21 protein-coding genes are annotated in these 22,260 nt (G+C 70.4%); 11 read left to right on the plus strand and 10 right to left on the minus strand.

Features of this window, described 5'->3' with window-relative positions:
• Positions 1 to 72 precede the first annotated feature (72 nt).
• Positions 73 to 2,631 (minus strand): GcvT family protein, encoded by a 2,559-nt coding sequence (locus EWV39_RS12980; RefSeq protein WP_129661100.1) that lies wholly within the window; start codon positions 2,629 to 2,631, stop codon positions 73 to 75.
• Positions 2,632 to 3,095: 464 nt separating this feature from the next.
• On the opposite strand from EWV39_RS12980, the gene EWV39_RS12985 reads away from it, so the two are divergent.
• The 4 genes from EWV39_RS12985 to EWV39_RS13000 all read left to right on the plus strand — a co-directional run bounded on the left by EWV39_RS12985 (position 3,096) and on the right by EWV39_RS13000 (position 6,801).
• Positions 3,096 to 3,440, plus strand: a complete 345-nt coding sequence (locus EWV39_RS12985; RefSeq protein ID WP_129661102.1) for a bifunctional 3-phenylpropionate/cinnamic acid dioxygenase ferredoxin subunit — start codon at positions 3,096 to 3,098, stop codon at positions 3,438 to 3,440.
• On the plus strand, positions 3,440 to 4,696 hold the full coding sequence (locus tag EWV39_RS12990) for an NAD(P)/FAD-dependent oxidoreductase (RefSeq protein ID WP_129661105.1): 1,257 nt from the start codon (positions 3,440 to 3,442) through the stop codon (positions 4,694 to 4,696). The genes EWV39_RS12985 and EWV39_RS12990 overlap by 1 nt, the downstream gene beginning before the upstream one ends.
• Positions 4,697 to 4,718: 22 nt before the next feature.
• Positions 4,719 to 5,876, plus strand: a complete 1,158-nt coding sequence (locus EWV39_RS12995; protein ID WP_129661107.1) for an aromatic ring-hydroxylating oxygenase subunit alpha — start codon at positions 4,719 to 4,721, stop codon at positions 5,874 to 5,876.
• Between the two features lie 148 nt (positions 5,877 to 6,024).
• A complete protein-coding gene (locus EWV39_RS13000; RefSeq protein ID WP_165313319.1) occupies positions 6,025 to 6,801 on the plus strand; it encodes an IclR family transcriptional regulator in 777 nt (258 codons plus the stop codon).
• A 154-nt stretch (positions 6,802 to 6,955) separates the two neighbouring features.
• Here EWV39_RS13000 and EWV39_RS13005 read toward each other — a convergent pair whose 3' ends face one another.
• Together EWV39_RS13005 and EWV39_RS13010 are read right to left on the minus strand one after the other, a co-directional pair.
• Positions 6,956 to 8,974 (minus strand): CocE/NonD family hydrolase, encoded by a 2,019-nt coding sequence (locus EWV39_RS13005; protein WP_272947844.1) that lies wholly within the window; start codon positions 8,972 to 8,974, stop codon positions 6,956 to 6,958.
• A gap of 54 nt (positions 8,975 to 9,028) precedes the next feature.
• Positions 9,029 to 10,552, minus strand: a complete 1,524-nt coding sequence (locus EWV39_RS13010) for a peptide MFS transporter (RefSeq protein ID WP_337589953.1) — start codon at positions 10,550 to 10,552, stop codon at positions 9,029 to 9,031.
• A gap of 427 nt (positions 10,553 to 10,979) precedes the next feature.
• On the opposite strand from EWV39_RS13010, the gene EWV39_RS13015 reads away from it, so the two are divergent.
• From EWV39_RS13015 to EWV39_RS13025, 3 genes are all read left to right on the plus strand, one after another.
• Entirely contained in the window at positions 10,980 to 11,354 is a 375-nt protein-coding gene (locus EWV39_RS13015) for a YidH family protein (protein ID WP_129661119.1), read from the plus strand.
• Complete coding sequence (locus EWV39_RS13020) at positions 11,351 to 11,746, plus strand: DUF202 domain-containing protein (RefSeq protein WP_129661122.1); 396 nt, start codon at positions 11,351 to 11,353, stop codon at positions 11,744 to 11,746. The genes EWV39_RS13015 and EWV39_RS13020 overlap by 4 nt, the downstream gene beginning before the upstream one ends.
• Positions 11,747 to 11,900: 154 nt before the next feature.
• Positions 11,901 to 12,335: an OsmC family peroxiredoxin gene (locus tag EWV39_RS13025; RefSeq protein WP_129661125.1), complete on the plus strand. Its 435-nt coding sequence runs from the start codon at positions 11,901 to 11,903 to the stop codon at positions 12,333 to 12,335.
• Between the two features lie 146 nt (positions 12,336 to 12,481).
• On the opposite strand, the gene EWV39_RS13030 is transcribed toward EWV39_RS13025, so the two are convergent.
• The gene (locus EWV39_RS13030; protein ID WP_129661128.1) at positions 12,482 to 12,979 is read right to left on the minus strand and encodes a hypothetical protein; all 498 of its coding nucleotides are present in this window, start codon (positions 12,977 to 12,979) and stop codon (positions 12,482 to 12,484) included.
• A gap of 153 nt (positions 12,980 to 13,132) precedes the next feature.
• Positions 13,133 to 13,513 carry a winged helix-turn-helix transcriptional regulator gene (locus EWV39_RS13035; RefSeq protein ID WP_129661131.1) on the minus strand — a complete coding sequence of 127 codons (381 nt, stop codon included), beginning with the start codon at positions 13,511 to 13,513 and terminating at the stop codon, positions 13,133 to 13,135.
• Between the two features lie 98 nt (positions 13,514 to 13,611).
• Here EWV39_RS13035 and EWV39_RS13040 point away from each other — a divergent pair, with 98 nt between their 5' ends.
• Positions 13,612 to 14,217 (plus strand): NAD(P)-dependent oxidoreductase, encoded by a 606-nt coding sequence (locus EWV39_RS13040; RefSeq protein WP_129661134.1) that lies wholly within the window; start codon positions 13,612 to 13,614, stop codon positions 14,215 to 14,217.
• Positions 14,218 to 14,308: 91 nt separating this feature from the next.
• On the opposite strand, the gene EWV39_RS13045 is transcribed toward EWV39_RS13040, so the two are convergent.
• Positions 14,309 to 15,724, minus strand: a complete 1,416-nt coding sequence (locus EWV39_RS13045; RefSeq protein ID WP_238148362.1) for a sugar porter family MFS transporter — start codon at positions 15,722 to 15,724, stop codon at positions 14,309 to 14,311.
• A 119-nt stretch (positions 15,725 to 15,843) separates the two neighbouring features.
• Positions 15,844 to 16,782, minus strand: coding sequence for a sugar phosphate isomerase/epimerase family protein (locus tag EWV39_RS13050; protein ID WP_129661140.1), 939 nt, complete (start codon positions 16,780 to 16,782; stop codon positions 15,844 to 15,846).
• Between the two features lie 138 nt (positions 16,783 to 16,920).
• Between EWV39_RS13050 and EWV39_RS13055 the strand changes: the two genes are divergently transcribed.
• Together EWV39_RS13055 and EWV39_RS13060 are read left to right on the plus strand one after the other, a co-directional pair.
• A complete protein-coding gene (locus EWV39_RS13055; protein WP_129661143.1) occupies positions 16,921 to 17,943 on the plus strand; it encodes a Gfo/Idh/MocA family protein in 1,023 nt (340 codons plus the stop codon).
• 400 nt (positions 17,944 to 18,343) lie between these two features.
• Positions 18,344 to 19,093: a siderophore-interacting protein gene (locus EWV39_RS13060; RefSeq protein WP_165313321.1), complete on the plus strand. Its 750-nt coding sequence runs from the start codon at positions 18,344 to 18,346 to the stop codon at positions 19,091 to 19,093.
• A gap of 32 nt (positions 19,094 to 19,125) precedes the next feature.
• Here EWV39_RS13060 and EWV39_RS13065 read toward each other — a convergent pair whose 3' ends face one another.
• Both EWV39_RS13065 and EWV39_RS13855 read right to left on the minus strand, forming a co-directional pair.
• Complete coding sequence (locus EWV39_RS13065; RefSeq protein ID WP_129661148.1) at positions 19,126 to 20,274, minus strand: sensor histidine kinase; 1,149 nt, start codon at positions 20,272 to 20,274, stop codon at positions 19,126 to 19,128.
• A gap of 79 nt (positions 20,275 to 20,353) precedes the next feature.
• Positions 20,354 to 20,518: a hypothetical protein gene (locus tag EWV39_RS13855; protein WP_165313323.1), complete on the minus strand. Its 165-nt coding sequence runs from the start codon at positions 20,516 to 20,518 to the stop codon at positions 20,354 to 20,356.
• A 153-nt stretch (positions 20,519 to 20,671) separates the two neighbouring features.
• On the opposite strand from EWV39_RS13855, the gene EWV39_RS13070 reads away from it, so the two are divergent.
• Positions 20,672 to 21,331 (plus strand): response regulator, encoded by a 660-nt coding sequence (locus EWV39_RS13070; RefSeq protein ID WP_129661151.1) that lies wholly within the window; start codon positions 20,672 to 20,674, stop codon positions 21,329 to 21,331.
• Positions 21,332 to 21,361: 30 nt separating this feature from the next.
• Here EWV39_RS13070 and EWV39_RS13075 read toward each other — a convergent pair whose 3' ends face one another.
• Positions 21,362 to 22,234, minus strand: coding sequence for an SMP-30/gluconolactonase/LRE family protein (locus tag EWV39_RS13075; RefSeq protein WP_129661154.1), 873 nt, complete (start codon positions 22,232 to 22,234; stop codon positions 21,362 to 21,364).
• Between the last annotated feature and the right edge of the window lie 26 nt (positions 22,235 to 22,260).

Consider the following 22,260-nt stretch of genomic DNA (forward strand, 5'->3'; position numbering starts at 1 on the left):
CGCGCACGGGAGGACGGGAAGAGGGCCCTCGCGGGCTTTCCCCGCCACGGCCCTCTTCTCCGCCGTGCCTCCTCAGGCCCGCATCCGCGCCGCCGTGGGGTCGAACAGCGGCTCCTCCGCGACCACGGCCGGGAAGTGCTCGTCGAAGTAGGCCACCTCCAGCTCCGTCCCCGGCTCCGCCAGCTCGGCGGGCAGCCACGCGTAGGCGATCGACTGGCCGATGACATAGCCCTGATCGGCACTGGTCACGTAGCCGACCGGGCCCGCCGAGTCCTTTCCGGACCCTGCGGCGTAGACCGGCTCGTGGCCCACCAGGACCCGGGAGGGGTCGCGCAGGGTCAGGCAGGTCAGGCGGCGCTGAGGGGCTCCCAGCCCCTCCAGCTGCTCGGCCGCCGTCCCCTTGACCGCGAAGGCGATGCCCGCCTCCGCGGCGTTGTGCTCCCGGTGCATGTCGGTGCCCCACAGGCGCATCCCCTTCTCGAGCCGCAGGCTCTCGAAGGCGCGGCGGCCGACGGGGGCGATGCCGAACTCCGCCCCGGCGTCCATGATGCTGTCCCACAGGAAGCGCCCGAACTCCGCCGGGGCGTACAGCTCCCAGCCCAGCTCGCCGACGTAGCTCAGGCGCATCGCCAGGACGGGCACCCCCAGCACGCGGAGCTCGCGGCAGCGGTAGAAGCGGAAGGCCTCGTGGGAGATGTCCTCATCGACCAGCCGGGAGAGGATCTCCCGGGCATTGGGGCCCCACAGCCCGACGCCGCAGGATCCCGAGCCGGCGTCGGCGACGCGGATCGGGCTCGACCCCGGCTCCTCCCCGCGGTCCGCGGCCAGGTCCTCCAGGATCTGCCGCTGGACCCAGGTCTCGTCCTGGTGCCCGTTGACGCCCAGGTGGTAGCTCTCCTGACCCGTGCGGGCGATCGTGATGTCCGAGAGGACGCCGCCGCCGTCGCTCTGCATCAGGGCGTAGACCACGCCCCCAACGGTCTTCGCCATCGGCCGGCTCAGGCGACCCTTCTCGGCCAGGCCGTTGAGGAAGTCCGTGGCGCCGGCCCCGGAGACCGTCAGCCGGGGGAGGGAGGACATGTCCACGAGCCCGGCCGAGTCGCGCAGCGCGTGCGCCTCGACCGCCACGGTGGGGCTCCAGTACTGGGCCGTCCATGCATCGCGCTCGGGCAGGGCCCGATCGCCCAGCTTCGGCTCGGCGCGTCCGGTGTTGGCCTCGTACCAGAGGGGGCGCTCCCAGCCGTTGGCCGAGCTGAAGACCGCTCCCAGCTCCTTCTGCCGCTCGTAGAACGGCGAGGTCCGGATGCCGCGCAGTCGCAGCGTCGTGGACTTGGGGTGCACGATGTCGTACACCTCGTCGTAGGTCTCCTCGCCCTGCTCGCGGGCCCACCGCTGGGAGGTCAGGACGGGATCGAAGCGGGAGAGGTCGAGGTCGTGGGTGTCGAGGCCGGGCTCGCCGGTGGTGATCCACTCGGCGACCACCTGGCCGACGCCGGCGGACTGGGTGACCCACACCGACTGCGCCATCCAGAGGCCCTCGAGGCCGGGGACGGGCCCCAGCAGCGGACCGCCGTCGGGGGTGAAGGAGAAGATCCCGTTGAAGCTCATCGACTCGTCCAGCTCGGTGCCGCGCAACTCGGGCAGCAGCCTCTGCGCCTCGCGCCACGTGGACTCGTAGTCCTCGCGGGTGAACTCGTGGATCGCGGGGTGGACGCCGCTGGCCAGGAACTCGTCCGGCGCCGCGATCTCCTCGTCCGCGACCGGCAGGGGTCGGTGCTCGTAGGCGCCGATGGCGATGCGGTCCCCCCACTCGCGGAGGTACATGGCGTGGCCCTGGTGCCTCAGCATCGGCTTGACGACCTCGGTCTGCGGGTCCATGTCTGCGAGCGAGGCGACCGGCTGGCTGAAGCCGAAGCCGTGCTCCACGGGGAGCATCGGGATGTCGATCCCCAGCGTCTGACGCGCCAGCTTGGGGCCCCACAGGCCCGCGCAGGAGACCACGACGTCGGCCTCGAGGGTCTCCGCGGGACCGCCGGAGCCCACCGGGAGCACCTCCACGCCCGTGACCCGGCCGTTCTCGGTGTTCACGGCGGTCACCTGCGTCTCCGCGAGGATCCTGGCACCGCCGGCGACCGCTCGCTCGGCCTGGAACTGGACGGCGCGGATCCCCTTGACCACCGCGTCGGTGGGGGTGTGCATCCCGCAGATCACCTCGGAGGTGTCCAGGCCGGGCCAGAGGCGCCCGACCTCCTCGGCGGAGACGATCTCGGAGGGGATGCCCCAGGACTCGGCGAAGCCGTGGCGGCGGTGCAGCTCGCGCGCCCGCTCGGGGGTCGTGGCGATCTCGAGCCCGCCGACGCGCTTCATGACCCATTCGCCGTCGACCTCCAGGCCGTCCAGCTTGTCCAGCGTCCGCTGCGCGAGCAGGGTCATCGAACGGCTCGGCGACGTCTGGAAGACGAAGCCGGGCGCGTGCGAGCTGGAGCCGCCGGTCACGTAGAGGGGACCCTGCTCGACGACGGTGACGTCGCGCCACCCCCGGAGCACGAGCTCGTCCGCGACGGCGGCACCCACCACCCCCAGTCCGATGATGACGACGCGGGCGTCCGCTCCCGACCGAGTACCTGCCATGCCGAATCCTCCCGTTCCCCGGCCCGCAGCTGCGGGCCCATGTGTGTCTTAGGTAACAACAGTACGGTCATGAAAAAGCCGTGAGCAAGAGTTCCGGCATATCGAGGGAAAATTAGTGGGAGCATAAACCTCCGCATTTGGTGCCGGGGTAAACAACCAGCAGGCTGATTATATTTTGTAACGGTTTGAACAGCTTGCTGATTGTTTTCGGAGGCCGATCGCTCCCTCCGGATGGGGCGGACGGGCCGATGCCGTTCCTGCGCCGGGATGGCGAGGTTGAGCGGTGCACACAGTGCACCGCGAGGGCCCCTCGGTTGTTTCGGCATGATTAATTTCCGGATATGTCCCCCAACCTCTTGACGGGCTATGAATGACCTAGGTCATACTTATGGAACGCACGTGTTGTGCATTACAAACGCTGTTGCACCCGTTGCAACACAGGCCCGAATGGTTGGTGACCAAAAGTGGCATTTAGAGCATGTTCACTCAACGACCTGACCCCTGGGGAGGGGTTGCGCATCGACTCGGTGAATCCGCCGATCGCAGTGTTCCTGACGGATGAGGGAGACGTCCACGCGATCGACGACACCTGCACCCATCAGGACGCCTCGCTGGCGGCAGGGTGGGTCGAGGACTGCCGTGTCGAGTGCCCTCTCCACGAAAGCACCTTCTCGCTCCTCACGGGCGAGGTGGACCAGCCGCCGGCGAAGCGCGGCGTCCGGGTCCACGAGGTGGAGCTCGAGGGGGACGACGTGCTCGTCGAGCTCTCCGACAAGGCGCCCCAGCTGCCTCCGGGGGTGACCCTCTGATGCCGATCACCCCAGACTGCCGTATCCTCATCGTCGGCGCCGGGCTGGCGGGCTATCATACGGCGCGCGGGCTACGCGCCCACGGCCACACCGGCTCGATCACCGTCATCGGCGAGGAGTCCCGGCCGGCCTACGACCGTCCCGCCCTCAGCAAGGCGTACCTCACGGGCGCCGTCTCCGAGGAGGACCTCCACCTCGACGACCCGGAGAATCCGCTGGACGTCACGTGGGTCAGCGGCCGCGGCGTCGTGGGCCTCTCGCAGAGCCCGCTGGGCGTCGAGACCAACGACGGAGGGTTCCACGAGGCGGATGCGGTGGTCATCACCACCGGGGCCTCGGCCTGCACCCTCCCTCCCGCTGAGTCGGATTCCGGCTCCTACGTGCGCCCCTACGTGCTGCGAAGCATGGAGGACGCCCTCGCCCTCCGCGACGCCAATCTCTACGGCGCCGACGTCGTGGTGGTCGGCGGCGGCTTCCTCGCCCTGGAGGCGGCGGCGACCTGCATCGGCCGCGGGGCGGAGTCGGTGACCGTCGCCGCCGGCGAGGAGCTCCCCGGCGCCAAGCGCCTGGGCCGTCCCGTGGGCCAGGCCATCCGCATCGCCCATGAGGCCCGCGGCATCCAGTTCGCGCCCCCCGGCCGGGCGATGGGACTGCGCAGCAGCTATTCGGGGGAGACGGTCCGCCACGAAGTGGTCCTCGAAGGCGGGCAGCAGCTGGAGGCGCACGTCGTCATCTGCGCCATCGGGGCCAAGCCCCGCACCGAGTGGCTGCGGGACTCCGGGGTGCCGCTCACCGCGGACACCTCCGCCATCCTGTGCGATGACACCGGGGCGACGTCGGTCCCCGGCGTCTACGCCGCGGGCGACTGCGCCCAGTGGGCATCCCATTCCAGCGGGCTGCGGCCCGTCGGCCACTGGCAGGAGGCCGTGGAGGAGGCCGGCGTCATCGCGGCGACGCTGACCGGCGCGAACCCGGTCTCCCTCCAGGAGCCCTACTTCTGGTCCGATCAGTTCGACCTGCGGATCCAGGGGGCCGGGCGCATCCACAGCGCCGACCAGCACGAGGTGCTGGAGGGGACGCCGGAGGAGGGCAACCTCCTGGTCCGCTACCTCCGCGACGGGCAGGAGACCGGGATCCTGGGCATCAACCGCCTCCGGGACGTCAAGTGCTGGCGCAAGAGGCGCCAGATCCGCAGCACCCCCGCCCAGCAGACATCAGCACCATCGACGGGCCAGATCCCCACCCTGTCCCGCTAAAGACTCGACGAGGAGTGTATCCATGATCATTGACCAGCTGAACGAACCGGTTCCCGGCTCGTCCCTGCTCTCCACCCCCACGGGGGACGCCTATACAGACCCTACGATCTTCGAGCGTGAGCAGGCGGAGATCTTCGAGAAGATGTGGAACTGCGTCATGCGCGAGGACAGCCTCGCCACGGCCGGTGAATGGAAGACCATCACGATCGGACGCGAGGAGATCATCGTCGTCCGCACCCGCAAGTCCGGCATCAGGGCGTACTACAACGTCTGCCGCCATCGCGGGATGCGGGTCTGCACGTCGGGGGAGGGCAAGAACAAGACCCTCCAGTGCGGCTACCACGCGTGGACCTATGCCCTGGAGGGGGACCTGGTCGCGGCGCCGAACCTGACGTCCATGCCCGACGTGGACCGCAAGGAGTACGGGCTCAAGCCCGTCCACGTCCGCACCTGGCTCGGATACGTCTGGATCAGCCTGGCCGATGATCCGCCGTCGTTCGACGAGACCGTCCTGGGAGAGGTGAAGACGCGCTTCGGCGATGTGGAGTCCATCGACAACTACGGCGTCGAGAACCTCAAGTGCGGTGAGAGCAAGACGTACGACGTCCAGGCCAACTGGAAGCTCATCATCGAGAACTTCATGGAGTGCTACCACTGCGCCACGATCCACCCGGAGCTGACCGAGGTCATCCCGGAATTCGCGGACGGCCTGGCCTCGCAGCGCAAGAACGGCGAGGTCCACGGCGCGAGCTTCGGCGACGACATCCAGGGCTTCACGGTGGACGGCTCCTCGGGGGTCAGCTCGCTGCCCGCGATCGCGCCGGGCCAGGATCGCAAGTACTACGCGATCACCGTGAAGCCGCAGGTGTTCATCAACACGGTGCCCGACCACGTCATCATCCACCGGATGTTCCCCGTCTCGGAGTCTCGGACGATCGTGGTGTGCGACTGGCTCTTCCAGCCGCAGGTCATCGACGAGGGCATGGAGATCGCGAACTCCGTGGAGCTGTTCCACCGGGTCAACCAGCAGGACTTCGAGGCATGCGAGCAGACGCAGCCCTCGATGAGCTCCAAGGCCTACGACCACGGCGGCGCGCTCGTCCCCAGCGAGCATCACATCGAGGAGTTCCACCAGTGGTGGGCCGCGCGCCTCGGCGGGAACGTGCCCGTTCCGGCATAGACGCCAGGGCATGATGGAAGGAGGCCGGTCGTGGGCCGGCCTCCTTCGCGTCTGCCGCACCCCGGACCAGCCTCCTGTTCCGGTACGGGTCCGGTGCGGATGGATCCGAAACCCCGCGCCCGGGCGCGTGTCGACGTGGAGGTCGCCTGTGAGCCAAGTGCTGAGCCGTGCCATGGACATCCTGGACCGGCTGTCCGAAGGGCCCGCGTCCCTGGCCGAGCTGAGCCGGGCGTTCGCCGTCCACAAGACGACGATCATGCGCTCGCTGCACACCTTGGAGAAGCGGGGTTACGTGGTGCGCTTTCCCGACGGGCGCTACCACCTCGGGCGCAGCGTCCTCGCCCTGGCCGCTGCTGCGGTGGAGGACCGCGGGGTGCAGCCCGTCGCGCACCCGCACCTGGTGGCGCTGAACGCCCGGGTCGGGCACACGGTGCTCCTGGCCGTCCTCGAGGGGGAGGACGTCGTCTACATCGACAAGATCGAGCCCAGCGGCTCCGTGCGCACGCCGTCCCGGAGCGGGCTCCCCGCCTGGCTGGGGGCGACGGCGGTCGCGAAGGTCCTGGTCGGAAGCCTCGGACCCGAAGGCCGGCAGCGGATGCTCGAGCGCGTCGAGTTCATCGCGCGCGGCCCGAACACCCTGAAGAGCCCTGAGCAGGTGCTCGCCACCTGGGAGGAGGCCGGCCGCCGCCATTGGGCCGCGGATCGCGAAGAGCACGAGAGCTCGGCGGACTACATCGCCGTCCCCGTGTACGGCCTCGACGGGGCGGTGTGGGCCGCCCTGTCCGTCGGGGTCCCGACGGCGGCGATGGACTTCCAGCAGCTGACCGCGCTGCTGCCGGCGCTTCACGAGACCTCCTGCGCGATCTCGGCCGACCTGGGGTACCGCGGCGAGGTCCCGGCGCCCGAGACGGGCGAGTCGCCCTGACCGCCCCTCGGCGTCGTGGCTCCTGATCCATCGTCCGGCTCCGCGACAGGGGAAGGACGAGTGCGGTGAGATGCGACCACTGCATGGGAGACCCTCTGACGCCGAGGTGGCACTGCAGAGGGTCTCCGGCCGCGGGCCTGCCCGGTAGGACCCGTTAGGAGGCCTCCCGTGGGATCGTGTGATGCCATGTCCGGGACCAGAACTCCTCGTCATCGACCCGGCACTCCACCGACGACTCCGCGTAGAAGTTCTCCGCGTCGCAGGTGATGGTCTGCTCCGTGACCAGGGAGGTGCTCCAGCCCTGGTCGGGACGGGCCAGACCGACCCGCCAGGTGGCCTCGGCCCGCGCGGAGAGGGGATCGTCCCTTCTGATGACGTATCGCTCCACCGTGTCCTCGTCATAGTGCAGCCCGTCGGGGTACACCCGGGTGCCGCCGTAGGCGGGATCCACCTCCAGCACCGAGGTGCCGGCGGCGACGTCGTGACTCGCCAGTCGCTCGGGCCGCTGCGCGCCGGCCGTCCCCGCTCCGGGGTACCGCACGTCCAGTCCCTCCGGCTGGACCGGGGGATCGAACCTCAGCGCCTCGTCCAGCCGTCGCCGCTCACTTCCCGCCGCGACAGCCTCGCGCTGGGGAAGCGTGAACGAGCTGCCGGCGAGGTCCACGGAGACCGGCGCCGTCCCGGGCTGCGGCCAGATCCACGGCCAGTATGCGTTGGAGAGGGCCAGCCGCAGCACATGCCCGGCGGGGAACCGGTAGCCGACGCCGGTCATCGGGAAGCTCACGTCCTCCCATCCGCCGGCGGGGAAGGCGTCCGCTCGGTCTCGGCCGTTCCGCGCGGAGAGGTTGAGGTTGCCGCGGGTGACCATGGTCGAGGATCCGTCGGGAGCCACATCGCACAGCCGCGCGTAGACCTGCCCGCGCGCGGAGTCGGTGCTCACGCGCAGGTTCAGCTCGCCGTTGCCCAGGATCTCGAGGTCCTCGGTCAGGGGGAAGTCGAAGATGACGCTGCGGCCGTCGTCGTCCCGCTGGTCCGCCGGGAGGTCGGCGGCGTTGCCGTAGGGGAAGTACCGGCCGGCGTCCTTGCCGGTGTCCATGGGGGAGTCCACGAGCACGACGCCGTCGTCCGCCGCTGCGAGGGGGGATACGTGCGCGTCCTCTAGGCCGAACCGGCGGCCCGGGACGTGGGGGGAGGGCCATTCCGTCTCAGCGACCCACCGCCCCGGCATCTGCTCGTACACCGAGGCGGGGCGTACGCTGTCGGTGATCCAGGCGCGCAGGAGGGGCTCCTCCATGACGTCGTTGTCCTCGTCCTTGAGCCAGTAGTCGAACCAGCGCCGGGTCTCGCCGAGGAAGTCGATGTGGGGGCCGGGACGCAGATCGCGGTCCGGGTACTGGTGGGCCCACGGCCCGATGAGCCCCTTGACGTTCTTCCCCCGCGCGGAGAGGTTCTCGCAGAGGCGCAGGACCGTGTCGCGGTAGGGGTCGTACCAGCCGCCGACCGCGAGCACCGCGGCGTCGAGCCGGTCGTAGTCCTCGCACACGGAGCCGTGGCGCCAGTAGTCGTCACGCGTCTGGTGCCCCATCCACGTCTGGACGAACGGCTCCATCCGGTCGAGGCGGTGCCTCCACTGCTCCTTCCAGTCCTCCCGGACGCGGATGTCCGGCGGGCGCGACTCGAAGGTCAGCATCGTGGCGGCCCACGCGTGCATGTCGACGCCGAGCATCGAGCCGCCCATGTAGTGCACGTCGTTGTCGTATCTGTCGTCGGTCGAGCACACGGTCACGATCGCCTTCAGCGCCTCGGGCCGGAGGTGGGCCAGCTGCAGGGAGTTGAAGCCGCCCCAGCTGATGCCGAACATGCCGACCTTGCCCGAGCACCACTCCTGGACGGCCAGCCAGTCGATGACCTCGACGCCGTCCCTGAGCTCTTGCTCATCGTATTCGTCGCCGGGAACCCCGTCCGAGCTGCCATGGCCGCGGATGTCCACGCGCACCGAGGCGTAGCCATGGCCGGCGTAGTACGGGTGACGTTCGTGGTCCCGTGGGGCGGTCCAGTCCCCGTGCCGGTATGGGAGGTACTCCAGGATGGCGGGCACCGGCTCGTCGGTCACCGGACGCCACGCCTTCATCCACAGGCGCGTCCCGTCAGAGAGCGGGATCCAGTCCTCCACGATCTCGACGTCGTAGGGAAAGTCCTTGATGATCTCTATGAGGTTTCCTTTCGACTAGGCGACGGAGTGCATGCGTCGACGCATCCACGGCGTCAGAAGAATCAGCAGAACACCGTACCCCAGGATGACCAGACCCTGGATTCCGAAGTACGCGGTCATGTTCTCGTAGGTGAAGAGCTTGACCAGCTGCGCCTGGATGCCCTGGGCAAGGGCCATCGCGGCGAACCACAGCGCCATCGTCTGGGAGGCGAAGGCGCGTGGCGCGAGCTTGGTGGTCGCGGACATCCCCGAGGTCTGCAGGATCAGGTCTCCCAGCCCCAGGAAGACGTAGCAGCCGATCAGCCAAGCGCTCGCGATCAGGGCGCCGCCCGGGGTGACCGCCCCGGCCAGTGCTACCAGCAGGAACGCGACGCCGCCGAAGACGGCGCCGAGCCCCACCTTGGTGGCCACGTGCGGCTGGCGCCTGCCCAGTTTGATCCACAGCCAGGCGAGCACCGGACCCAGGATGATCTCCACGATCGCGGTCAGCGAGATGTACCACGTGGAAGGATAGGCGGCGCCGAAGAAGACGTTCTCGGTCCGTTCCAGTGCCACGAAGTTCAGGGTGTTGCCGGTCTGGAAGTAGCTGAGGTTGTACACGACCAGCGCGACGAGCAGCAGCGCGAAGGGTCCGAGGTTGCGCCGCTCCAGGGCGGTGACCTTGGGCGAGCGGTACATCCAGAGCAGGAACACGATCGGGACGATCGCGGTGACCACCGAGATGGCGTTGACGAAGCCCTCCAGGGTCTGCCCCGAGAGCACGGAGAACAGCACCCCCACGGCGACGACGCCGGCGACGATCCCGACCACCGCCCAGAATTTCCCGTCCGGCTGGAACGCCGCGCGGATCTCGAGGGCACGAGCCCTCCCTGCCAGGTGCCTCCGGCTGAACGTGAACTGGATCAGGCCCAGGATCATCCCGACGGCAGCGGCCGCGAACCCGGCGTGCCACTGGACGTTCTGACCGAGCCACCCTGCGACGAGAGGCCCCAGGAAGGCGCCGATGTTGATGCCCGCGTAGTAGATCGAGAATCCCGCGTCACGGCGCGTATCGCCCCGCTCATAGAGCTCCCCGACCTTGGTGCTGACGTTCGGCTTCAGCAGGCCGGTGCCGACGACGATCAGGCCGAGTCCCACCCAGGTGGCGAACTCGGCGGGGAGCCCCATGAAGATGTGTCCCGCCGCGATGATCACGGCGCCCCAGAAGACCGCCCGGAACGTGCCTGCCATGCGATCCGCCACCCAGGCGCCCGCGATCGAGAGCAGGTACACCAGCGCCCCGTAGGCCGCGACGATCGAGGACGACGTCGTCTGCTCGTAGCCGAGCCCGCCGTTGGCGATCGAGTCGGCGAAGTACAGGGCCAGGATGGCCTGGAACCCGAGGAACGAGAAGCGCTCCCAGAGCTCGAGGCCAAAGAGGGACATGAGCCCGCGGGGATGGCCGAACAGCGGAGGGGCCTCACGGACCTCCCGATCCTCCCGTCGGGCCTCATCCCAGCGGGCCCTGAAAGCGGGATCGTCCAGCTGCCCGGGGGCGATGGCACCGGTGGCAACGGGGTGATCGTCTCCGGAGGGCGGGTCGTGGGGGCGTTTCGGGTCGTCAGCTGCGTGAGACATGGCGTCCGATTCGAGGTGGTGGGCGGTCGGAGGACGGCATCAGCTTAGAGCTGTCCAGCGTCTCGGGAAAACTTCTCTCATAGGACGGGACAGCGCTCAGCCGGTGGCTTCGTCGCCACGCGTTGCCCCGAACGTCTCATGTGGTGTGGGACACGTCGAGAGGCCTCCGTGAGGCGTGCGCGGACAGGAAAGCAGCGTGCAGGCCGGCCCAAAGGGCGGTCGGTCGTTCAGCTGCGGGGCGGTCTTGGCGATGCGGCCCTCGGGCGACATACTGGGAGGCGATCAGAGATGAACACCGCTCGCGGAGGCTCCGGCCTGGCCGGGGCGGCCGATGGCGAGAGGCGAGGCGATGACTGAGGAATCGGGGCGGGGCCGGCTCGCCTCGCGGCTCTTCCCCGACGGCGAGGAGCCGGACCCGCGCTTCACGCTGGCCAACGAGCGTACGTTCCTGGCCTGGATCAGGACCTCGCTGGCCTTCCTCGCCGGCGGCATCGCCCTGGAGGCCTTCGCCGTGCCGATCTTCGACGAGCTCTGGCGTCGGGTCTTCGCCGTCGTCCTGATCGGGGTGGGGGGGCTGATCAGCCTGGGGGCGGCCTCCCGGTGGATCCGGGTGGAGCGCAGCATGCGCCGTCGCCGCGCTCTGCCGGTGCCGCTGATCGTCCCGCTGCTCAGCTTCAGCTGCGGGGCGGCGATGGTCGTCGTCGTCCTCGCGATCCTCCTATGACCGCCCGCCCGCGCGCCCGCGGCGGCCCGGCCCGAACCGCCGCCGGCCTCGGCCGCCGGCCCGGGAAGGAGCCCGGCCGCCCCCAGCACCGCGATCCGGGGCTGCAGCCCGAGCGGACCGTGCTGTCCTGGGGCCGTACCCTGCTGCTGTTCGCTACCGTCTCCGCCGTCTTCCTGCGCTGGCTCCCGCACTACGGGGGGTGGATGGTCGTGCTGGCCTTCCTCGCCGCCTCGACGGCGGCCGGGATCTACCTGAGCCAGCGGCACCGCTACGGGAGGCAGAGCCGCGGCGTCTCCGCCGGCGTCCTGGAACCCGACGCCGTCGCGGTCCTCGCGACGACGGCGGCCACGTGCGTCCTCGGCGGGCTCGGGGTCTGGGTGGTCCTGGGATAGGAGCGGCCTCGTCGAAGGGTGCGGGCTCGGAGGGCCTCCGCCGTATCGCCGTCAGGGAAACCGCCCCCGGCGACCGTGGACGCCGATTGCCACCGCCCGCCCGGTGTGCATAGTCTCGAATCACTCATCCGCCATCAGTGATAGGAGACACAGTATGCCCACACGCACTTCCCGCACCGCCTGGAAGGGATCGCTGGAGGAGGGCTCCGGCCGGGTCGAGCTGAGCAGCTCCGGGGCCGGCGCCTTCGACGTGTCCTTCCCCAAGCGCTCCGCCGAGAAGGCCGAGGGCACCACCAGCCCCGAGGAGCTCATCGCCGCGGCCCACTCGTCCTGCTACGCCATGCAGTTCTCCGCGCTGGTCGGCGAGGCCGGCGGGACCGTGGAGTCCCTCGACGTGTCCGCCGACGTCTCCCTCGGCCCGGAGCAGGGCGGCGGCTTCAAGCTGACCGGCATCGTCCTGAACGTCTCGGGCGACATCTCCGGTATAGACGCCGACGCCGCCCGCAAGGCCGCGGAGGATGCCAAGGCGACCTGCCCCGTCAGCAAGGCGCTGAGCGGCGTCGAGATCTCGCTGAAGGCCGGCTTCTAGGCTCCTCGGCCTCTCCCGAGCGGCGTGCCCGCCGGCGAGCTGCCCCTCCCCGGAGCGGTCTCGTCGGCGGGCGCGTCTCTCCGGCCGCACCGGTCGTCTCGACCGTCCGCGTCCTCACCCGCGGACCGCTCTCCGCCCGGCCCCTTCTACGCCCGTTCCGCCGCACCGATCCGGGAGCGGATCTCCTCGACGACGTCGTCCGGCCGGCGGACGGAGACGCGGTAGCGCCCGCTCCGCACGGTGATGAGGACGGAGTCCCCGCCGATCAGGTAGCCCGTGGTCCCTCCCCGCAGCCGGCGCAGGCCCATGCCGGCCAGCAGCCCGGTGGGCGCCGCGCGCTCGACGTCCTCGATGCTCTCCCACGGGATCCCCGCGCGGAAGATCCCGTACACGGAAACGACCAGCCCCTCCCGCGGATGCGCCGTCATCGTGGCGCGGCCCAGGGCGAGGCCGGCGAAGAGGGCGAGGGTGGGGACGCCGATCCAGATCGCCGTCGGCTCCCCGCCGAGGAGGCCGCCCAGCACGGTGCCCCCGCCGGCCAGGGCCCCGATTCCCACCAGGATCAGCAGATACCGCCGCGGCATGCGGACGGAGGAGATGACGCGCCGGTCGCCGGGACGGGGAGCTTCGGATCCTCTTGCCATGGCTCCCACGCTAGGGAACGACGACGCCGCGGGCACTTCGTGACGCCGGTTTGCGGCTCCGCCCGCGCCGGTCGTCCGCTGCCGCGCCCCGGTCCGGCGTCATGCCTCCGGCCCGGCAGCCCGGCCGTCCCGCGGCGTCCGCCCCCCCCCGCCTCACTCCGCGTCGTACCGATCCCGCGCCGAGAGCACCGCCTCGGCGTGCTCCTGGGCCCAGCTCCGCAGCGTCTGGATGGGGCCGGCGAGGGTGGCCCCCAGCTCCGTCAGCTCGTAGTCGACGCGGGGCGGGGAGGTCGGCCCCACGGTCCGCAGCACCAGCCCGTCCCGCTCGAGCGAGCGCAGCGTCTCGGTGAGCACCTTGGGCGTGATGCCGCCGACGCGCTCGCGGAGCCGCCCGAACCGCAGCGGCCCCTCCTCCAGCGCGGAGACGATCAGCGGGGTCCAGCGGTCCGTGACGTGCCGCAGCACGGTCCGGGAGGGGCACTGCGGGCTCAGCACGTCGAAGGCGGGCGGGGGCGGGGTCGTGAGCGTGTGCATCGGCTTCCTCGGTTACGTTGAGGTATCTGGTATCCGATGGATACTGTATCTTGTGCGGGGCCGGAACGCCGGTCCCGCCTCAGGACCGAGGAGGAATCATGAAGATCGCAGTCATCGGAGCCACCGGAATGGTCGGCTCCCGGGTGGTGTCCGAGGCCTCGAAGCGCGGGCACGTCGTCGACGCCTACAGCCGCTCCGGCAAGACGGTGGAGGGCGCCGAGACCGCCCTGCCGCTGGACCTGGGGGACACCGCCGGCGTCGCCGAGGCCATCGGCTCCCACGACGCCACGGTGATCACCGCGGTCAGCGGGCGCACCGGCAGCTACGCCGACGACGTCGCGAACCACCGCGGCCTCATCGCAGCCGCCCCGAGCGGGCGCTTCCTGGTGGTCGGCGGGGCGGGCGCCCTGCAGGCCGACGAGGAGACCCGGCTCAAGGACACCCCGGACTTCCCCGCCGCGTACAAGGCCGAGGCCGACGCCTTCTCGGAGATCTACGACGCCTACCGCACCTCGAGCGGCCTGGAGTGGACCATGCTGGCGCCTGCCCCCGCCATCGCGCCGGGCGAGCGCACGGGGCGGTACTCCACCGAGCTGGACCGCCCGGCCGGCGAGGCGATCTCCGCGGAGGACTTCGCCGTGGCCCTGGTGGACGAGCTCGAGGAGCCCGCCCACGCGGGCCGCCGCTTCACCGCCGCCAACTAGCCCCTGCGGCGACGCCGCGCGGTCCGGGCGGGAGGAGAAACCCGCCCGGACCGCGCGGCGTCGTGCCTCCGATGCCCGGCGCGTCCGCGGCCTACCTCCGCTGCTCCCGCCCCACGGTGTAGATCGCGCCGGTGGTCACGCCCTCCTCGACCTCCTCGAGCGTGCGCCCGCGGGTCTCCGGCAGTCCCCAGGCCATCACGACGATGGCGATGGCGTTGACGACCGCGAAACCGAAGAAGGACCCGGTCAGCCCGATGAGCTCCACCAGCGTCGGGAACGTGAGGCTCAGCAGCCCGTTGGCGATCCACATGCAGAACACGGAGATGCCCATGCCCACCGCGCGCATGTGCAGCGGGAAGATCTCGCTGAGCAGCACCCAGGTGGCGATGTTCAGGAACGTCTGCATGGAGCCGACGAACGCGACGATCAGCACCAGGATCACGAAGGGCCGGGCCGCGCTGTCTTCGGGCAGCAGCAGGGCGGCGGAGCCGATCAGCACGTGGCAGATGGTCGTCAGGATGTAGCCGGTGATGACCACGGTCCGGCGGTTGACCCGCTCCATCATCCACAGGGCGATGAAGGCGCCGACGACGCCGATCACCCCGGGCGCGATGTTGGCGATCAGCGCCGCCTGCGACTCGAAGCCCGACTCCGTCAGGATGACCTGGCCGTAGTACATCATCGAGTTGATGCCGGTCAGCTGCTGGAAGACGCCCAGGGCGATGCCGACCAGCAGGATGCGCAGCAGCCACCGGTTGCTCAGGACCGCCTTCCAGCCGGTGTGCTCGGCATGGTCCTCCTCGGCGACGGCGCTGCGGATGGACTCCGTCTCGGCCTGCGCGCGCTCCGGCGAGCGCACGGTGCTCAGGACCTGCAGGGCCTCCTCGTCCCGGCCCTTGGACAGCAGCCAGCGCGGGGACTCCGGCATCCGCAGCATCCCGAAGAAGAGGAAAATGGCCGGCAGCGCGGAGACGGCCAGCATGATGCGCCAGACGCCGTCGATGTGCCCCAGGGTGTTGCCGATGATGGCGTTGATAACGAAGGCGGCGAGCTGCCCGGTGACGACCATCATCTCGTTGCGCCCGGAGAGCGAGCCGCGGATCTCGTAGGGCGCGAGCTCGGCCAGGAAGACCGGCACCACGGTCGAGGCCCCGCCCACGGCCAGCCCCAGGAGGATGCGCCCGGCCACGAGGACCGAGATGCCGGGAGCCACCACGCAGAGCACGGCTCCTGCGAAGAACATGACCGCGAGCAGGAGGATGGTCTTGCGCCGTCCCCACCCGTCCGAGAGGCGCCCGCCCAGCATCGCCCCGACGGCCGCGCCGAAGAGCAGGGAGCTGGTGACGACGCCCTCGGTGAAGGCCGTCAGCCCGAGCTCCTCGCTCATCGGCAGCAGGGCGCCGTTGATGACGCCGGTGTCGTAGCCGAAGAGCAGCCCGCCCAGGGTGGCGACCAGGGCCACCAGGCCGAGCCTGCGGGTGTGGGGACCCTTGGTGAGGGGCGGCATCGTGCTGCCGGAGGTCGGGTTCGTGGTGTCTGGCAAGGAGACTCCTTCGTCGTGGGGCGCGCCGGCGGCGCGCGGTGGTGTTCTCGTGTGCCGCGTCGTGGCGGGGAGGTCCTCCGGCATCACGCCGGGGTGACGGCGAGCGCCCGGCTGAGCACCCCCGCCGCCTCCGCGACGCCGTCCGGCCCTCCGACCTCGACGTCCTCGTGCTCGATGGACAGCGCGCCGTCGTACCCGACGCCGCGCAGCGCCTGCACGAAGTCGGCCCAGAACCGCTCGCCGTCGGCCCCGCGGCCGACCGTGACGAAGTTCCAGGCGCGCTCGGCCGGGTGGTCCAGGGTGAGGTACTCGAGGCGGCTGCGGACCTGCGCGGCCTCCTCGACCCGGGTGTCCTTGGCGTGCACGTGCTGGATCGCCGAGCCCAGCGCCGGGATCGCCCGGAGCGGGTCGGCGCCCATCCAGAGGAGGTGGCTGGGGTCGAAGTTCACGCCCACGGTCTCGCCGATCTCCTCGCGCAGCCGCAGCGCGGAGGGGACGTTGTAGACCAGCTGGTTGCCGTGCATCTCCACGGCCAGGCGGCTCACGCCCGCCCGGCGGGCGAACTCGGCGAGGTCGGCCCAGTAGGGCAGGGCGACGTCGTTCCACTGGTGCTCCAGCATCTGCGTGGTCTCCGGCGGCCAGGAGGTGGTGATCCAGTTGGGCATGAGGTCGCCCTCGCGGCCGGCCGGCAGCCCGGACATGAGGACCACGGTCTCGACGCCGAGCTCCCCGGCCAGGCGGATCGCGTCCCGGGTGACGCCGTCGTTGCCCGGCTCGCCCGGGTGCAGGGGGTTGCCGCTGGCGTTGATCGCGGAGATCCCCAGGCCCTCCCCCTCGACGCGCCGCTTCAGGTCCGCCCGCGCGCTCTGGGAGGCCAGCAGGTCCGGGGCGCTGACGTGCGGCGTGGGGGACCAGGGGCCGGCCCCGAACTCGACCGTCTCGGCGCCGACGGCGCGCGCGTGGGCGAGGGCCTCGTCCAGCGTCAGGTCCGCCAGGCTGTCCGTCAGGACACCGATGTGCATGGTGACTCCTTCGTCTTTGACACATTGACAGCACAAAATAGTGCGCCCTACCGTGGAACGTAGCACACATCACAGGCTCTGCACCATGCCGCGGGACTCGTGCCCGGTGGGGGAGCCGGCCGCGTCGAGGAGGAGCGCATGAGTGCACAGGGCATGCCCGCATCGAGGATCCCGGACCCCATGGACGCCCCGGCGCTCCGGTGGGGCGTCATCGGCCCCGGCAACATCGCGGGCTCCTTCGCGGAGTCGCTGCGCCGGCACACGCGCCAGTGGCTCACGGCCGTGGCCTCTCGCTCGCGGGGCCGGGCGGAGGGCTTCGCCGAGCGCTTCGGCGTCGAGCGCTACTTCGCCGACTACGCGGACCTGGCAGCGTCCCCGGACGTCGACGTCGTCTACATCAGCACGCCCCACACCGCGCACGCCGAGTGCGCCGAGCTGTGCCTCGAGGCGGGCAAGCACGTGCTGATCGAGAAGCCGGTGGGAGCCACGGCCGCCGAGGCCGACGCCGTCCGCAACCTCGCCGAGCGCAAGGGCCTGTTCGCGATGGAGGCGATGTGGTCCCGGTTCCTGCCGGCCTTCGACGTCGTGCGCCAGATCCTCGAGTGCGGTGACCTCGGGGAGGTCCGCTACCTCCGCGCGGACCTGGGGGAGCACTTCACCCCGGAGGGGAGCGCCCGCCTCTTCGACCCGGCGCTGGGCGGCGGGGCCCTGCTGGACATCGGCGTCTACCTGACCTCCTTCGCCGCGCAGGTCTTCGGCGAGGCGCCCCGGGTGCTCGGCGCCCGCGGCCGCCGGGCGGAGACCGGGGTGACCTCCGACGCCGCCTTCGACCTCGGCTTCTCCTCCGGCTTCGCCCAGCTCTACACGACGATGGGCACCCGGACGCCCACCACCGCCTTCGTCCAGGGCAGCCGGGGCAGGCTCGCCTTCGACGCCCCGTTCTACGCGCCGGGACGCATCGAGCTGGCCTCGGCCGACGGGACGCTGACCGAGGAGGCGACCTTCGCGGCGAGGACCCAGGAGGACGGGCTCTGCTACGAGGCCGCGGAGGCGGCCCGCCGGATCGCGGCCGGGGAGACATCCAGCCCTCTGCACCCGATGGGCGCCGCGGTGGACGTGCTGCGGGCGCTCGACGAGGTGGAGGAGCTGATCCCGCGCTAACCTCCGCGGACGGCGAAGGCGCCCCGGGCCGAGGGTCCGGGGCGCCTTTCTCACCGGAGGGGACGGAGGCTGGTTTCTCGTCGGAGGGGCGAAGACGGGCGCCTACCGCGGGACGGTGCGGATGGCCCCGGTGGCACGTCCTCCTCCCGCTCCTCGGCGGCGGCGATCGGGGTGATGAGTCCGAATCGCTTCTTGCGGGGTCCTGCGGTCAGCGGTGGCGGGGACGAGGCTCTCGCTGAGGGCAAAGCGGCCGAGCTTACGTGATGAGACTATGGTTAGGCTAACCTTGCCCCTTGTCAGGTCCGCGTCTAGATTGGGAGCAGGTCGTCTGTCCGTCCCGCCTCCACCGGCGGGCCGGGCCGCGCCTCGGCCCCTGGCGTCCGTCTCCGAAGGAGTCCCCATGTCCCGTGGATGGCAAGGTCTGGTGCTGCGAGCCCTGGGGGCCAAGGAGCATCTCATCACCCTCGTCTCCAAACGCTTCTTCACGGACCACTACGTCCGGCTGGAGTTCGAGGCGCCGACGCTGTTCAGCGACGTCGAGCCCCGCCCTGCCGCCTGGCTGCGGCTGTGGTTCCCCGACCCAGCCGGCGGGAGGAGGCAGTACCAGCGCGGCTACACCATCGCCGAGGCGGATCCGGAGGCCGGGCGTCTGATCATGGAGTTCGTCCTCCACGAGCCGGCCGGGCCCGCCTCCGCCTGGGCGCTCGGAACGGAGGCGGGGGATCAGCTGATCGCCCAGTCCCTCGGCTCGGTGCCGTTCCAGGCGCACGCCGAATCGGACCGCCTCGTGCTGCTGGCGGACCTCGCCGCCGTGCCCGCCGTCAACGCCGTCCTCCGCGAGCTCCCCGCCGAGCGCGACGTCGTCCTCCTCCTGGAGCAGGCCCACGCCGACGACGCCGGGGTCCCCCTGACGGAGCACCCCCGCCTGCGGGTCCACCGCTTCGATCGCGAGGGGCCGGCGACGATGGCCCGGCAGCTCGCGGAACAGGTCCCGGACCTCGACGGCGCGCAGGTCTGGGCCGCGGGGGAGAGCGGCTCCCTCAAGGGGATCCGGAAGGCGGCGAGCGGCCGCGCCGGAGGCTCGAAGGCCAACACGCACATCCAGGCCTACTGGATCGCGGGGCGCGCGATGGGGACCGCGCGGGACTAGCGGGGTATGAGGGGCGTCCCCTCCCTGGATGCCTACGCGGCCGCGGTCTCGAAGGTGGCCCGGACGCTCCAGCCGCCCGCGATGGGTCCTGTCTCGATGTTCCCCCCATAGACCGAGGCGCGCTCGCGCAGCCCCACCAAGCCGAAGCCGGAGGAGGGGAATTCGAGGTGGGAGCGCCGGGCCGGCTCGGCGTTGCTGATGGTCAGGCTGAGGCGGCGCTCGTCGGACTCCACCACGTAGCGGGCCCACGGGGCGCCCTGGGCGTGCTTGAGGATGTTCGTGGTCGCCTCCTGCGCGATCCTGATCAGCGTCAGTTCGAGCGAGCGGGGAAGCACGAGGTCCGCCGGGATCTCGATCTTCACCCCGATGCCCTGGGCGCGCAGGAGGGCGGCGAACTCCTGGATGCGAAGGCTCAGCCCGCCGGTGGTCTCCTCGCCGTCGGGCACCGCGCCGGGGGCGTCCGGCCCGTACAGGACCCCGAGCATGCGACGCATGTCCTTCAACGCCTGGCGCGAGGCGTCGCCGATGGCCTGTCTGGCCTCCGCCCGGTCCTCCGGGTCAGTCGCTGTATCCAGGACGCGCGCCTGCATCGCGATGATCGTGAGATCGTGCGCGACGACATCGTGCAGCTCCCCCGCGATGCGCTTGCGCTCATCGGTGATCGCCTGTTCCCGGGTCTCCTCCTGGATGCGGACTTCCTGGCTCAGACGCATATTGCGTAATGCGGCCAGCCGTAGGGATAGGCCGAGTCCGGCTCCGAAAACCACGAGAACGCCGATGAGCAGGCATTCGTACCAGAAGTAGTTCTCGACCATGATCATGACGACGAGCCACACCACAGTGAGAGCGCCCGCCACAATGCAGAAACGACCGGTGCATGCTCGGGCCACCAGGGCGGCCATGGGCACGATCGCCATGGGGAAGGCAGTGGGATCGAAGGCGGCGTATGAAACGATGGCGACGACGAGGAAGACCAGGGCACCCGCGGCAGGCCATCGACTGGTGAGAGCTACAAGAATTCCGACCGCAAGGACCGAGAACGCGTCCAGATATGAGGTGTCCGGCAGCTTTACCCCGGTCGCAATGAATTCCAGGATGACGACGCAGCCGACGCAGATTGCAACCGCCGCGCTTACCCAGCGCGGCAGCGGCAGAGATCTGAAGAATTCGGCTGATCTCATGGTAGGTCGGGATCTCTCTACGGGTTCATTGTCTCTGGGAAAGGCTCTCAATCGATAATACGAACGGGTTCAGCCCGGATTAGCGGCAGAGCCTCAGCACCGAGCACACCCACGAGTACGTGGTGACGGAGCCGTAGGAGGCGGTCGACGATGTCGAAGCGGCCTGAGCGGGCGCAGCCGAGGCGGCTCCCATCGGGACGGTCGCGAAGACGGCAAGGACGGCGATGGCGGCGAGACGACGCATGGTGTACTCCTCAGTACTCATTGCTACACACTTAAGTAGATGGTAACCAGTTTCGTGTAAAATCCTATGCATTGGTTACAACTTTCGTATCGTTTTTGTCGATCGAACGGGGATTTCCCCAGAGGGCGGCGCACGCAACAAGGAGGTCACATCGTGATTGAGGTTCTCATCGTCGATGACCAGCCGCTCATGGCCAAAGCCCTGAAGGTATTCGTCGACGGCTCCGAAGGTATGACGGTGGTGGGCGAGGCCTCCGACGGCGCCGAGGCGATCCGGCAGGCGGAGATCCTCTCCCCGGACGTCGTCGTGATGGACATGCAGATGCCGGTGATGGACGGCGTGGAGGCCACCCGGATCATCACCCGGGACCTCCCGAAGGCGCGCGTGCTGGCGGTCACCACCTTCTCCTCGGAGCAGTACCTCGTCCCCGCGCTGCGCGCCGGCGCCTCCGGCTACCTGGTCAAGGACGCGGAGCCGGAGGAGGTCGTCGCGGCGATCCGCGGCGTGTACGAGGGCAGCGGCGTCATCGCGCCGCAGGTGGCCTCGGACCTCATCGACGCCGTCCGGGAGGTCTCCACCGGACCGCTCCAGCCGGGCGGCCTCGTCGAGCACGGGCTGACGGAGCGGGAGCTCGCCGTCGTGCTCTCCTTGGCGCGGGGGAACTCGAACTCCGAGATCGCGGCCGAGCTGTTCCTCGCCGAGGCCACGGTGAAGACCCACATGGGTCGGATCATGGACAAGTGGGGCGTGCGGGACCGGGTGCAGGTCCTGATCCACGCGGCTCAGCTCGGCCTGGTGAGGATCGGGGTCTAGGACTCCCGCGGAAGACCTCGCCGGGGCCCGTCACCCCGCGAACGGTCGTACCGGCTGTCCGGTCGTTCCCGGCTCGGCCACGAAGACCGCGCCGGCTTCCGGCTGCTCTCCCTCGGGCACGTTCTCGCGGCTCGTCGTGATGAACAGGCGCTCGAGCCCCGGGCCGCCGAAGGTGCAGGCCGAGACGTTGGTGACCGGCAGCTCGACCACCTCGACCAGCCGCCCCCGGGGATCCCGGCACTCCACCCGGGAACCGCCGTAGATCGCCGTCCAGACGTTGCCCTCGGCGTCGACGCAGAGCCCGTCGGGACCCGCTGCGTCGGCGTCGTCGAGGGCGAACAGCGGGCGCGGGTCGTGCAGACCGGCCTCGGGGTCCCAGGAGTAGACGGTCGTCCGGTGGGACGGGGTGTCGTTGTAGTAGGCGAGGGCTCCATCCGGGCTCCAGCCGATCCCGTTCGAGACGGTGACGTCTGCGCGTATCGTGCGGCGGCTGCCGTCCGCGGAGACCTCGACGAGCACTGCGCCGCCGGTCTCCTGGTCGTAGCGCGTGGAGCCGACGAGGAGGGTGCCGGCGGGGGAGCAGCCGCCCTCGTTGAGCCGCGCGGCCGGGTCCTCGAGCACGGTCGAGAAAGGCCGCAGGCCGCCGAGGGCCGGATCCTCGGTCACGCTCAGGCCGTGCTCCGTGGCCACGACGGCACCGCCTCCGGCGCGGGGCCGCAGCATCGCGGCGATCGGGCTCCCCACCTCCGCGACGGCGATGCCCGCCGCGCTCTCGGTGAGCACGCGTCCGTTCGTCATGTCGACCCATCGCAGCGTGTTCGCGACGGGAGAGCCGTCATCGGGCCACCAGACGGGGCCTTCGGCGTGGAACGCCACGGGGTCGGTGTGCTGCGCGGCATGCATACTTCTTATTCTATGGATCCGCCTGC

It is taken from the genome of Rothia halotolerans (genome assembly GCF_004136635.1).
GTDB lineage: Bacteria > Actinomycetota > Actinomycetes > Actinomycetales > Micrococcaceae > Rothia > Rothia halotolerans.